We start from the raw sequence: 13,691 nt of genomic DNA, 5'->3' as shown, positions 1-13,691 counted from the left end.
TTGTAAATATCCAAGCGCTAAAGAAATGGCTGCACATAACTGTGCAAAATGAAATCAATAATCAAAATATTATGAATATAGTCAAATCAGAATTCTATACTGAAACTTTTAAGGCTTGTTTTAAAATATAATTGGTATAATATATCTTTATCGTGCTATTTATTAGTTCTTAGGGAAAATTATTGAAAGCTCTAAATTGTATTGATTTAGAGCTTTCACATTTTTTATCACCAATTAAAATTCAAAAAACCTACAAACATGTATTTTTTTTCTCTCATATTTATACTACATTTGCAGTGCTATTAATTATTTTGAGAGAAATTTTTTTAGAAACTCTTCAGGGTAATAATGTCGATTTTAAAATAAACAAATACTAAGAGATTAAATGGAAAAACGAAATAATCTTCTGAATAAATATCTTATTGTAGGATTGAGCGTTATAGTTGTTATTGTTATTACTGTAAATATTGTTATGTGTTTTATCTAGTTAGTCTTAAACCCGATATACCAAACTTAAAAAAAGGGTAATACATAAATTATGTAACACCCTTTTTTTTAACGTTTTAATTTTAAATTACAGCTCTAAAGCTCTTTTTACATCATTATCCATCAATAACTCAATTGGATTTTCCAAAGCTTCTTTAACAGCTACTAAAAAACCAACACTTTCTTTACCGTCAATAATTCTATGGTCATAAGACAGTGCGACGTACATAATTGGTCTTATTTCAACCTTGCCATCAATAGCAACTGGGCGTTCAACAATATTGTGCATTCCTAAAATGGCGCTTTGTGGTGGGTTAATTATAGGTGTAGATAACATACTACCAAATACACCTCCATTGGTTATTGTAAAAGTTCCTCCCGTCATTTCATCAACAGTAATTTGACCATCTCTGGCTCTAATAGCTAATCGTTTAACTTCAGACTCAACACCTCTAAAACTTAAGTTTTCTGCATTTCTAATTACAGGTACCATAAGTCCTTTTGGTCCTGAAACAGCAATACTGATATCACAGAAATCATAAGAAAGCATTTCTTTACCATCAATCATAGAATTAACAGCTGGGTACATTTCTAAAGCTCTTACAATGGCTAGAGTGAAAAAACTCATAAACCCTAAACTCACGCCGTGTTTTCCTTTAAAGGTTTCTTTATACTCTGAACGTAATGCAAAAATTGGCGACATATCAACCTCATTAAAGGTCGTTAACATTGCCGTTGTATTTTTTGCCTCAACCAGGCGCTCTGCTACTTTACGACGGAGCATAGACATTTTACTTCTTGAAGTTCCTCTACTTCCTCCTGAGGGGGTTCCCATAGAAGGGACTGCTTTTACAGCATCATCTTTAGTTACTCTACCATCTTTTCCTGATCCAGAAACTGAACCAGCATCTATTCCTTTTTCAGCTAAAATCTTTTTAGCAGCAGGACTAGCACTACCAGTTGCATACGTTTTAGTTTCTGAAGCTGGTACTTTTGGTGTTTCTGCCTTTGGAGCTTCTTCTTTCTTTTCTTCTTTTGGTGCATCACCACCTTCTGGTTTAGCAGCACTTGTATCAATTAAACATACAACTGCACCAACTTCTACAGCATCACCTTCTTCCGCTTTAAGCGTTATTATCCCGCTAGCTTCAGCAGGTAATTCTAGGGTTGCTTTATCACTATCTACCTCAGCAATAGCTTGGTCTTTTTCAATGTAATCTCCGTCTTCAACTAACCATGTTGCTATTTCTACCTCTGTAATAGACTCCCCTGGTGAAGGCACTTTCATTTCTAAAATCATTCTCTATAATTTTAATATATCTAAATTCTTTATTTTATTTTTCTGTATCAAAAACAGTGTCTATAACACGCCTTTGTCTTCTTTTGTCTCTTGTACTTGATCCTGGTGCTGGCACTGAACTGTATGGTCTAGAACAAACTTCCAATTTAACTAAATCCATTCGCTGCAACATATGGCTCCATGCGCCCATATTTTTTGGTTCTTCTTGAGCCCAAACATAATTTTCAACATTAGAAAATCTATCAATTATACTTTGAATTTTCCCAAGATGAAGCGGAAACAACTGCTCTATCCTAACAATAGCAACATCTGCTCTCTTAAGCGCTTCTCTTTCTGCTAATAAATCGTAATAAAACTTCCCTGTACAGAACACTAGTTTCTTTACATTTTTTGGATTTATGGAATCGTCAATAACTTCTTGAAATTCGCCTGTTGCTAAGTCATTTATTGAGGACACTGCTTTTGGATGACGCAATAAACTTTTAGGTGTAAAAACAATAAGTGGTTTTCTAAAGTTACGCTTCATTTGGCGACGTAACAAGTGAAAAAAGTTTCCTGGTGTTGTACAATTTGTAACAATCATATTATCATTACCACACAACTGTAAATAACGTTCTATTCTTGCAGATGAATGCTCCGAACCTTGTCCTTCATAACCGTGAGGTAACAAAACAACAATCCCGTTTTGAGATTTCCATTTATCTTCTGCAGCCGACAAATATTGATCAAAAATAATTTGTGCGCCATTACTAAAATCCCCAAACTGTGCTTCCCAAATAGTTAATGTATTTGGATTTGCCATGGCATAACCATAATCAAATCCTAATACGCCGTATTCTGATAAAAAGGAATTATAAATATCCATTTCACCTTTATTCTCTGGGTTAGTATTTAAAAGATTTATACGTTCTTCTGAAATTTCATCTCGTAAAATAGCATGTCTATGACTAAACGTGCCACGCTCTACATCTTGCCCAGATATGCGCACATTAAAACCTTCTTCTAGTAAACTTCCATATGCTAGAGTCTCACCCATTCCCCAATCTAACGTATCGGCTTCAAAAACCATTTTTGCGCGCCCATCAAGTATTCTTTCCGCTTTGCGCAAAAACTTAACTCCTTCTGGAACGGTAGATACTACTTTAGAAATCTGCTCTAATTTATTTTTTGGATAAGATGTTTCTGTAGTTTGAAGCATTGCATCTAAACCTTGACGTTCAAAATCTGTCCAACGTTCTTGCATAAATTCTCGAACTTTAGATGACTTAACTGCTTTAGATTTTGTGTACTCCTTTTCTAAAGTATCTTTAAAATCTGAAATAATTTTATCCAAATATGCTTTATCAATAGTCTTTTCAGCAATTAGCTTATCTGCATAAATTTTAAACGGATTAGCATGTTTTGATATTTCCTTATATAGTTTAGGTTGCGTAAATCGAGGTTCATCACCTTCATTATGTCCATATTTTCTATAACCTAATAAATCAATATAAACATCTTTTTTAAAGCGCATTCTGTACTCTAAAGCCATTTCTACAGCATGAACAACAGCTTCAGCATCGTCTGCATTTACATGTAAAACCGGAGATAATGTTACTTTTGCAACATCTGTACAATACGTACTTGATCGTGCGTCCAAATAATTAGTAGTAAAACCAATTTGATTATTTACAACAATATGAACAGTCCCACCTGTTTTATAACCATTTAACTGGCTCATCTGTGCTACTTCGTAAGCCACACCTTGACCTGCAATAGCTGCGTCTCCATGAACAATTATTGGTAATATTTTAGAATTATCACCATTGTAATCGTCATCAATTTTTGCACGTGTAATACCCTCTGCTACTGGAGCAACGGTTTCCAGATGCGATGGATTAGGAACTAAATTCATTTTTATATTCTTCCCGTTTTGATAGGTTTTGTCTAGCGTTAATCCTAAATGATATTTTACATCACCATCAATACCTTCATCCTCAAAATCTTTTCCATCAAACTCACTAAAAAGTTCATTTACTGGTTTTCTAAAAATATTTACAAGGGTGCTTAAACGTCCACGATGCGCCATACCCAAAACACATTCTTTTACACCGTATTTTTCAACGGCGTAAAAAAGCACATTACTTATTGCTGGGATTAAAGATTCTCCTCCTTCTAAAGAAAAACGTTTTTGACCAACGTATTTTGTTTGTAAAAAGTTTTCAAAAGTGACCGCTTGGTTTAATTTAGAAAGAATATATTTTTTAGTTTCAACCGAGAAATTTGGTTGATTATTATTTTCATTTAGTTGATTTTGCCACCATGCTATTACCTCGGGATTTCTCAAATACATGTATTCAATTCCAATCGAATCACAATATATTTTTTCTAAGTGAACAATAATTTCACGAAGGGTTTTAACGCCTATTCCTAAAATTTCACCCGCACTAAAAAAGGTGTCTAAATCGTTTGCGTTGAGTCCGAAATTTTCGATTTCTAAAGTAGGACTATAAGTTCGACGCTCACGAACTGGGTTTGTTTTAGTAAACAAATGACCACGCATTCTATAGCCATCAATTAGTTTTACAACTTGAAATTCTTTTTGAACCTGTTCTGGTATTTGAGTTGAAACACCTTCAATAATCTCACCATCTAGACCGTAATTTTCGCTACCAAAATCGTAGCCTTGAAAAAAGGCTCTCCAACTTGGCTCTACGGTATCTGGATTCTGTAGATATTGCTCGTATAAATCAGCAAAATATGCTGTATGTGCTGCATTTAAAAATGAAAATTTATCCATTGTTACTTTTAATAGCCTGTAGTTTAGTCAAAATTTTTTCAAAAATACAACATTTAGTAAAATTAGATGTTTCTTTAACTATATTTATAGCAAATTATATGCTTTTAATGAATACATTAAAATACCTGTTAATTTTTTACTATTTCTTATGATTATGAATATATTTTTGTCAGTTTATAAAAAAACAGTCTTCCTTTTAATTCTTACCGTTTTTAGTTTTCAAAATGCTACAACTCAAGAAACCAAAAGTGATTTTTGGAATCATGTAAGGTATGGAGGCGGATTTGGATTAAACTTTGCTAATGATTTTTTTAGTGCTACCATTGCTCCAAGCGCCATTTATGAATTTGATAAAAATTTCGCTCTAGGTCTAGGCTTAAACGCCACATTTAACAACCAAAAAAGCGTTTACAAATCAACTATTCTAGGAGGAAGTTTAGTTGGGTTATATAATGTTGTTAGAGAGATACAACTATCTACTGAGTTTGAACAACTTAATGTTAACAGGCGCTATAATATTAATACAAATTTTGCTGATGAAAATTACTGGATACCAGCTCTGTATTTAGGCGCTGGCTACCGAAGTGGCAATGTTACTTTTGGCATTAGATATGATGTTTTATATGATGATAACAGAAGTATCTATGCTGATCCGTGGGCTCCTTTTGTGAGGCTCTTCTTTTAAATTTTTTGATAAATGACTTGCCACCGCGTTATCCGTTGCTATTTTTGACTTTATGCGTACCTCGCATAAGCTAACCAGCACTTTACCTTTTGCATGTATCCGCCTAAAGCACAGTTTTTTATTCAGGTAAGGTTTTCTTTGTTAATAAAAAAGTACAACAGCTTAAGAATTTTTATTTCTAAACCACACTTTTTGCCACTCGCGTTTCAATATTAAAAACGCAACATCTTCAGAAAGTTTTAAAGTATCACTGCCATCTAAAGCTTTGACCTGTTTTTCTGGGACATCAATAATATAAAGTAGATTCAAATATTCCATAAACTTTTCTTGAATAAGTTTATAAACCGTTTCGTGAAGTATAAGTTTTAAACTAGATGGTAAGATTTCTTCATGAAAATCTAAATCGATATTAGCTAACAGGAAGTCTTTGTTGAGTTGAAAAATTAATTTTTTGTATAATTCAAGCTGATTAGCTTCTTCAATTAAACGTTCAAAAGTATTTGGTAATTGCATAAGATAGATTTCTGCCTTAGCTGAAATGAAAAAATTAATTAAACAGTTCTATTCATTAAGCTATTTCCAAATGCTTTTAACAGTTCTTTTTTATCTTCTGAAATATTTAAAGATTTTAATACTGTATAGGCTTTATTCGTATAATATTCAATAGCTTGCTTTGTTGCTTCTGCTGAACCAGACGACATAAAAAACTGTTTAGCCAATTCAACTTTAGTTGCAACATCTTCAGGATCTGATGCAAATAATTGACTTATTTCAACTTTATCCGTTTCATTTGAAAATTCCAATGCTTTTAAATATAAATAGGTCTTTTTATTTTCGATAATATCACCTCCAACCTGTTTTCCAAAAGTTTTAGGGTCGCCAAAAGCATCTAAATAATCATCTTGCAATTGAAAAGCAATACCTAAATTTTTACCAAACTCATAAATATTATTTTGATCCTCTTTTGATGCACCAGCAACAATGGCACCCATTTTCATAGCCGCCGCAACTAAAACTGCTGTTTTATATTCGATCATTTTCAAATATTCTAGAATAGTAACATCATTTCTAGTTTCAAAATCAACATCATATTGCTGACCTTCACAAACCTCTAGTGCAGTTTTACTAAATAATTTTGCTAAAGACTGAAAAATATCAGCCTCATAATTTTCGAAAAGCTGATATGCCATAATTAACATAGCGTCTCCTGAGAGTATACCTGTATTAATATCCCATTTTTCATGAACCGTAGCTTTTCCTCTTCTTAAGGGCGCATCATCCATAATATCATCGTGCACTAGGGAGAAATTATGAAACACTTCAATACTTAATGCTGCATTTAATGCCTTTTTATAGTTGCCATTAAAAATATCAGCAGTCATTAGAGTTAAAACAGGACGTAAACGTTTACCACCTAAACCTAATATATAATCAATAGGTTCGTAAAGATTTTTAGGCTCTTTGATTACTAAATAATCTTGTAAATAAGAAATAAATTGGTCTTGGTATTTTTCTATTGAAAGCATCATGCAAAAATAGTGTAATTCATCATAATTAAAAACTTCAATGAAAGAGGATATGTTAAAAAATTACTAAAACCTAGGAAACTTTTTTTGTTTTTAAAGTTTCCAAACTTATATTTGCATCCAATTATGAGAGAAAAAATTATACATAAATCGGCAGAATTATTTTTAACACTAGGGTTTAAAAGTGTTACCATGGACGATATTGCTCATGAAATGGGGATATCTAAAAAAACTATTTATGTGCATTTTGCTAACAAAACTAAACTTGTTGAGGCAGTAACGTTTAACTTATTTGACACTATTTGTTGCGGTATTGATGATATCTGCGAAAATGCAAGTAACCCAATTGAAGAATTATACTCAATAAAGATGTTTGTGATGCAACATCTTAAAAATGAAACCTCATCACCTCAATATCAACTCAAAAAATACTATCCAAAAATTCATAATGAGCTTAAGTATAAACAATTTGAAAAAATGCACAAATCTGTTCAAGAAAGTTTAGAACATGGTGTAGTAACAGACGTTTTTAGAGGTACTATCGATGTTGATTTTATTTCTAGAATGTATTTTACTGGAATGACGGGTATTAAAGACAATATGTTTTTCCCGCCAGAACATTATGAAATGAATTATCTCATGGAAAGCTATTTAGAATACCACTTAAGAGCCATTGTTACCGAAAAAGGGTTACAAATATTAAATAAGTTTATAACATCTAATCAATCATAAAAATGAAGAACAAACTAATTATATATTTTAGTTTACTGCTTACTGTTTCTATGTTTTCACAAGAGAATAATCAAAGCTTTACATTACAAGAAGCTATAGATTATGCTTTAGAAAACAACAGAACTTCAAAAAACGCAGAGCGCGATATAGAAGCTGCAAAAAAACAAAAATGGGAAACTATTGCCACAGGACTTCCTCAAATTGATGGAAGTATTGACTATCAAAATTTTATAAAACAGCAAGTGCAAGTTATTCCTGCTAGTGCCTTTGGTGGTCCAGAAGGCGAAGTTAATGCTGTAGAATTTGGCTTAGACCAAAGTGTAAATGCTTCAGCAACACTATCACAATTAATATTTGATGGTTCTTACATTGTTGGTTTACAATCTGCCAAAGTATTTCTAGAAATATCTGAGAACGCCAAAATAAAAACCGATTTAGAAGTTAGAAAAGCCGTTATTAACGCTTATGGCAATGTTTTATTAGCTGAAGAAAGTGTAGATATATTAGAGAAAAACAAAGCAACTCTTCAAAAAAACCTCGATGAGACTACCAAGATTTATGAAAATGGCTTAGAGGAAGAAGAGAGTGTAGAGCAGTTACAAATAACACTTTCTAGTATACTGAGTAATTTAAGTAATACAATAAGGTTAAAAAAAGTGGCCTACCAAATGCTCAATATAACGCTAGGTCTAGATATAGATTATAATACGTCGCTTACCGATAATTTAGAAACACTTACGGCTAAAAATATTGATTTAGCCTTAGTAAGTCAGACATTCGAAATTAATAATACCATTGATTATCTGATAGCTGAAAACGATAAAACATCAAAAGCGCTTTTAGTAAAACTTGAGCAAAGTAGAGCTCTACCAACAATAAATACGTTTTTAACTGGTGGGTATGCCTCTTTTAGTAATGATTTTGATTTTCTAAAAAGTGATCAAAAATATTATGGCTTCGGAATTTTTGGGGCAAGTATAAAAGTACCCATTTTTGGTTCTGGATTAAAAAGCGCTAGAACACAACGCGCTAAGATAGACTTAGAAAAATCTAAAGACGAGCTCACAGAAACAGAACAACGTTTAAAACTTCAAATAGCATCTGCAAAAAGTGATTACCAATTTGCTATCGAAGATTATAATAATAAAAAAGAAAACCTAAATCTTGCAGAGCGTATCGAAAAGAAAAACCAAACCAAGTTTTTTGAAGGTATTGCTTCAAGTTTTGAATTAAGACAAGCACAAATTCAATTATACAGTGCACAACAAGAATTTTTACAAGCCATGCTAGATGTTATTAATACTAAAGCTGCTTTGGAAACTATTTCTAACACCATTATTAACAACTAAAATCAATCAAAAATGAAATATATATATTCACTAATACTAGTAACCTTTCTTTTATCATCTTGTGGAGGCGATAAGACTAAATCTGTTGAAGACATTATTGCCACAAATAATTTGGAACTTATCAGGAAAAAGAAAGCCGAATTAGATGTTTCTTCTCAAGAAATTTTATCCAAATTAAAACAATTAGAAAAATCCATTAAAAACTTAGACCCTCAAGAAAAAGTTCCTCTAATAACCACTTTTGCTGCTAAAGAAAGTGTTTTTAATCACTTTGTAGAACTTCAAGGCAATGTAAACACAAAACAAAACCTAGTAATATACCCAGAGTTTTCTGGTGTATTGTCTCGCGTCTATGTTAAAAAAGGACAAAAGGTTAGCAAAGGACAAATTTTAGCCAAAATTGACGATGGTGGTTTAAGTCAGCAATTATCACAATTAAAAATTCAATCCGACTTAGCAAAAACAACTTTTGAACGACAAGAGCGTTTGTGGAATCAGAAAATAGGGAGTGAAATTCAGTATTTACAAGCTAAAGCAGCTTACGAAGGTCAACTAGAAGCTACAAAACAATTACAACAACAAGTTGGTAAAACGTTAGTTCGTGCACCATTTTACGGAACTATTGACGATGTTATAACAGATCAAGGAAGTGTTGTTGCTCCTGGACAATCGCAATTATTTAGAATTGTAAATCTTGATGATATGTATATTGAAACTGACGTTCCTGAACGCTATGTATCAGATATTATAGAAGGAAAAGAGGTAAAAGTAGACTTTCCTGTTTTAGGAAAAGAAATTGATGCTAAAGTACGTCAAGCAGGTAATTTTATCAATCCGGCAAACCGAACATTTAAGGTAGAAATTGCAATTCCTAATAAGGATATAGCCATAAAGCCTAACCTAACAGCAAAACTAAAAATCAATGATTATACTAATAAAAATGCCATTTTAATTCCTCAAAGTATTATTTCAGAAAATGCTGAAGGCCAACAATATGTTTACACCATCACTGACAAAATTGAAAACAAAGCTAAAGTAAAGCGCGAGTTTATTGAAACAGGTAGAACTCAAGGCGATTACATTGAAGTACTTTCTGGTATTAAAAATGGTGAAGAAATTATTGATGAAGGCGCACGTAGTGTTAAGGATGGACAAGATGTGAAGATTTTAGACCTAAACACTTCAAACTAAACAAAGACCAAAACTAATGACAAAAGATAAAAAGAAAAAAGAAGTAGATAAAGAGTTTGGTTTATCCTCTTGGGCCATCAACAACAAAACAACCATGTATGTGTTGATTGCATTAATATTATTTCTTGGCGCAGGTGCGTATTTTAGTATGCCTCGAGAAAACTTTCCAGAGATTAAAGAAACCAAAATTTATATTAGCTCTGTATACCCAGGAAACACTGCAGAAGACATCGAAAAACTCATTACAGACCCCATAGAAGATAAACTTAAAACGGTTAGTAATGTTATTGAAATCACCTCAACATCGCAAGAAGATTACTCCATTGTGGTCGTTGAATTTGATGAAAGTATTTCTGTTGAAGCCGCCAAACAAAAAGTAAAAGACGAAATAGATTCTGAAACCTCTGGTGAAGACTGGCCAACTTTTAATGGCGCTAAAGTAGAACCTAATGTGTTCGATTTAAGCATGTCTGAAGAAATTCCAATTCTTAATATTAATATTTCTGGAGATTACCCTATAGATAAACTTAAAGAATATGGTGAATATCTTGAAGATGAAATTGAAGGGCTTCAAGAAATTAAACAAGTAGATATTCGCGGTGCCCAAGAAAAGGAAGTTGAAGTTGCAGTAGATATTTATAAAATGATGGCTGCTCAGGTTAGTTTTGATGATATTATAAATACCATAAGTAGAGAAAATATGACTATGTCTGCGGGTAATTTAATTTCTAGCGGGCAACGACGAACCATAAGAATTTTAGGTGAAATAGACGACCCTAAAGAATTAGAAAATTTTGTTGTAAAATCTGAAAACAACAACCCTATTTATCTTAAAGATGTTGCTAAAGTCGTATTCAAAGATGAAGACAAAACAACATACGCCAGAGAGTTTGGTGAGCCAGTGGTGATGCTTGATGTAAAAAAACGAGCTGGAAAAAACATGGTTGCTGCTGCAGAACAGATACAAGTTATGGTTAAAGATGCTATAGCAAATAAATTTCCGCCAGATTTAAAAGTCACGATCACTAACGATCAATCTTCAAAAACTATTGGTCAAGTAGACGATTTAGTAAACAACATTATCTTCGGTATTATTCTGGTTGTAACGGTTTTAATGTTCTTCTTAGGGTTTAAAAACGCCCTGTTTGTTGGGTTTGCAATCCCTATGTCTATGTTTATGTCTTTAATGATATTAAACCTCTTAGGCTACACTATGAACACCATGATCTTATTCGGATTAATTATGGGACTAGGTATGTTGGTTGATAATGGTATTGTAGTAGTTGAAAACGTGTATCGTTTAATGTCTGAAGAAGGTATGAGTCGCGTTGAAGCGGCAAAAAAAGGAATTGGAGAAATTGCTTTTCCTATAATTATATCTACTGCAACAACGGTAGCTGCTTTTATCCCATTAGGTTTATGGCCTGGTGTTATGGGACAATTTATGAAATATTTCCCCATCACATTATCTGTGGTTTTAGGATCTTCACTTTTTGTGGCCATCTTCTTTAACTCGGTTATGGTGTCTCAATTTATGACTACAGAAGATAAAGACATGCCTTTAAAAAACATAATTAAAATCTCTGCTATTATTGGAGGAATAGGTTTGTTGATTTTTATTTTTGGTGGTAGTTATAGAGGCTTAGGAACCTTAATGATTGTAAATGTCATTTTACTTTGGGCTTATCGATTATTTTTAAGAAAATGGTCTAACGCGTTTCAAAATAATGTATTACCTCGATGGGAACGCGCTTATGAAAAATCGCTTCGTTATGCACTTAGCGAAAAAAAACCAGCATTAATAACAATTGGCACATTTGCACTACTTATTGTAGCCTTTATGGGCTTTGGCGCATCGGTTGGAAGTCAGCGTACAAAAGTTGAATTTTTTCCTGAAAATAAGCCCAATCAAATTATTGTATATATAGAATATCCTGAAGGTACCGACATCAAAAAAACCAATGCCATCACAAAAGATATTGAGCAACGCGTTTATAAAATTATAAATGATGAAGCTTATATGAGCGGGGATTATAATTTCTTAACGGAAAGTGCCGTTTCTCAAGTAGGAGAGGGAGCCGGTAATCCACAAACTGATGGAGGTTCTGCTGCCGAAATGCCACATCGTGGAAAAATAACCGCAAGCATGCGAGAGTACAAATTCAGGAAGGGTGCAGATAGTCAAGGTCTTCTTAAAAAAGTACAAGAAGCTTTAAAAGATATCTATCCTGGTGTTGCTATTTCTGTTGAAAAAGACGCAGCGGGACCACCTGCTGGATATCCAATAAATGTTGAATTAGAAGGTGAAGATTACGGTGAATTAATTGCCACAGCCGAAAGCATGCGCGATTTCATTAATTCTAAGAATATCCAAGGTATTGATGAATTGAAAATTGATGTGAACAAATCTAAACCATCAATGCAAGTTATTGTTGATAGAAAAAAGGCTGGAGAACTTGGTATAACTTCAGGTCAAGTTGGGCAACAATTACGTAATTCTATTTTTGGTGCAAAAGCAGGTGTCTATAAGGAAGATGGAGAAGATTACGATATTTATGTGCGTTTTAATGAAGAAAACCGATACAATACTAGTGCTATTTTTAATCAGAAAATAACCTTCAGAGATATGGCTTCAGGACAGATAAAAGAAATCCCTGTTTCTACTGTTGCTAAACAATCTAACAACTCTGGCTTTAGTGCTATAAAACATAAAGATGTAAAACGAGTAGTAACCCTTTACTCTGCTTTGGCTCCAGGATTTACTGACGCTGGCGCTATTGTTTCCATGGTTCAAAATGAAATGCAAGGTTTTACTGAAAAACCTGATGGTGTAAAAATTGATTATACCGGTCAAATTGAAGAACAAAACAAACAAATGGCTTTTTTAATGGGTGCCTTTTTTACTGGGTTGGGTTTAATTTTCTTCATTTTAATTTTTCAATTTAACTCAATTTCAAAACCAGGGATTATTATGCTTGCCATTTTCTTGAGTTTAATTGGTGTATTTGGAGGTATTGTTGCAACAGGAAGTGCGTTTGTTATTATGATGACTATGATGGGAATCATATCACTTGCTGGTATTGTGGTAAATAACGGCGTAGTGCTTTTGGATTATACTCAACTATTAATTGACAGAAAAAAAGTGGAACACGATTTAGAAGAAAATCAATACTTAGATAAAAACGATCTTGTTGAAGCTATTGTAAAAGGTGGAAAAGCACGTTTACGGCCTGTATTATTAACAGCAATTACTACCATTTTAGGATTAATTCCTTTGGCTACGGGTTTAAACATTAACTTCTTTACATTATTTAGCGAATTTGATGCTAATATTTATGTTGGAGGTGATAATGTAATTTTCTGGGGACCACTAGCATGGACTGTTATTTACGGGCTTTTTATAGCTACTTTTTTAACACTGATAGTAGTTCCTATCTTATTCTATCTTATAACGAAATTTAAAATGTGGTTATATAAAGATAGAGTATCAAATACTAAAGAATTAATTGCTCAAGAAGCTTAAAATATTGAAAAATAAAGTCCTCTATTTATAAACGAGAATGCAATTAAAATTGTCATTATCCTGCAAGTGTGAGTCTGACTAAATGTTTAAACAACTCAAGTAAAGTTGTTATTTAATAAA

Annotated in this window: 9 protein-coding genes; 5 read left to right on the top strand and 4 right to left on the bottom strand. The window is 32.8% G+C overall.

The genetic code is table 11. From position 1 onward, the window contains the following. Positions 1 to 574 precede the first annotated feature (574 nt). Positions 575 to 1,786 (bottom strand): 2-oxoglutarate dehydrogenase complex dihydrolipoyllysine-residue succinyltransferase, encoded by a 1,212-nt coding sequence (odhB, locus tag P8K68_RS13390; protein WP_300251937.1) that lies wholly within the window; start codon positions 1,784 to 1,786, stop codon positions 575 to 577. Between the two features lie 34 nt (positions 1,787 to 1,820). Beyond that, complete coding sequence (locus P8K68_RS13385) at positions 1,821 to 4,565, bottom strand: 2-oxoglutarate dehydrogenase E1 component (protein WP_300251935.1); 2,745 nt, start codon at positions 4,563 to 4,565, stop codon at positions 1,821 to 1,823. Between the two features lie 154 nt (positions 4,566 to 4,719). On the opposite strand from P8K68_RS13385, the gene P8K68_RS13380 reads away from it, so the two are divergent. Beyond that, entirely contained in the window at positions 4,720 to 5,250 is a 531-nt protein-coding gene (locus P8K68_RS13380) for an alpha-ketoglutarate decarboxylase (protein ID WP_300251933.1), read from the top strand. 162 nt (positions 5,251 to 5,412) lie between these two features. Here the strand turns inward: P8K68_RS13380 and P8K68_RS13375 are convergent, their stop codons facing one another. Then, on the bottom strand, positions 5,413 to 5,763 hold the full coding sequence (locus P8K68_RS13375) for a hypothetical protein (RefSeq protein WP_300251930.1): 351 nt from the start codon (positions 5,761 to 5,763) through the stop codon (positions 5,413 to 5,415). A 38-nt stretch (positions 5,764 to 5,801) separates the two neighbouring features. Then, entirely contained in the window at positions 5,802 to 6,776 is a 975-nt protein-coding gene (locus P8K68_RS13370) for a polyprenyl synthetase family protein (RefSeq protein WP_300251941.1), read from the bottom strand. 126 nt (positions 6,777 to 6,902) lie between these two features. Between P8K68_RS13370 and P8K68_RS13365 the strand changes: the two genes are divergently transcribed. Genes P8K68_RS13365 through P8K68_RS13350 form a run of 4 tightly spaced genes read left to right on the top strand, consistent with a single transcriptional unit; the run spans position 6,903 to position 13,571 of the window. After that, positions 6,903 to 7,508 (top strand): TetR/AcrR family transcriptional regulator, encoded by a 606-nt coding sequence (locus P8K68_RS13365; RefSeq protein WP_300251929.1) that lies wholly within the window; start codon positions 6,903 to 6,905, stop codon positions 7,506 to 7,508. A gap of 2 nt (positions 7,509 to 7,510) precedes the next feature. After that, a complete protein-coding gene (locus tag P8K68_RS13360) occupies positions 7,511 to 8,857 on the top strand; it encodes a TolC family protein (RefSeq protein WP_300251926.1) in 1,347 nt (448 codons plus the stop codon). Between the two features lie 12 nt (positions 8,858 to 8,869). Continuing rightward, a complete protein-coding gene (locus P8K68_RS13355; protein WP_300251924.1) occupies positions 8,870 to 10,048 on the top strand; it encodes an efflux RND transporter periplasmic adaptor subunit in 1,179 nt (392 codons plus the stop codon). Between the two features lie 16 nt (positions 10,049 to 10,064). Continuing rightward, entirely contained in the window at positions 10,065 to 13,571 is a 3,507-nt protein-coding gene (locus tag P8K68_RS13350; protein ID WP_300251921.1) for an efflux RND transporter permease subunit, read from the top strand. The last annotated feature ends 120 nt before the right edge of the window (positions 13,572 to 13,691 follow it).

Origin of the sequence: Algibacter sp. (assembly GCF_029245835.1) — a bacterium.
GTDB lineage: Bacteria > Bacteroidota > Bacteroidia > Flavobacteriales > Flavobacteriaceae > Algibacter_B.
Note: the sequence above shows the minus strand (reverse complement) of the source record. Positions and strands in the feature narration are given on the sequence as shown.

Bases quoted from the DNA above. Each gene is read 5' to 3' on its own strand.
- odhB (WP_300251937.1), bottom strand. From the start codon at position 1,786: ATGATTTTAGAAATGAAAGTGCCTTCACCAGGGGAGTCTATTACAGAG.
- P8K68_RS13385 (WP_300251935.1), bottom strand. From the start codon at position 4,565: ATGGATAAATTTTCATTTTTAAATGCAGCACATACAGCATATTTTGCT.
- P8K68_RS13370 (WP_300251941.1), bottom strand. From the start codon at position 6,776: ATGCTTTCAATAGAAAAATACCAAGACCAATTTATTTCTTATTTACAA.
- P8K68_RS13380 (WP_300251933.1), top strand. From the start codon at position 4,720: ATGAATATATTTTTGTCAGTTTATAAAAAAACAGTCTTCCTTTTAATT.
- P8K68_RS13350 (WP_300251921.1), top strand. From the start codon at position 10,065: ATGACAAAAGATAAAAAGAAAAAAGAAGTAGATAAAGAGTTTGGTTTA.
- P8K68_RS13365 (WP_300251929.1), top strand. From the start codon at position 6,903: ATGAGAGAAAAAATTATACATAAATCGGCAGAATTATTTTTAACACTA.
- P8K68_RS13355 (WP_300251924.1), top strand. From the start codon at position 8,870: ATGAAATATATATATTCACTAATACTAGTAACCTTTCTTTTATCATCT.
- P8K68_RS13360 (WP_300251926.1), top strand. From the start codon at position 7,511: ATGAAGAACAAACTAATTATATATTTTAGTTTACTGCTTACTGTTTCT.
- P8K68_RS13375 (WP_300251930.1), bottom strand. From the start codon at position 5,763: ATGCAATTACCAAATACTTTTGAACGTTTAATTGAAGAAGCTAATCAG.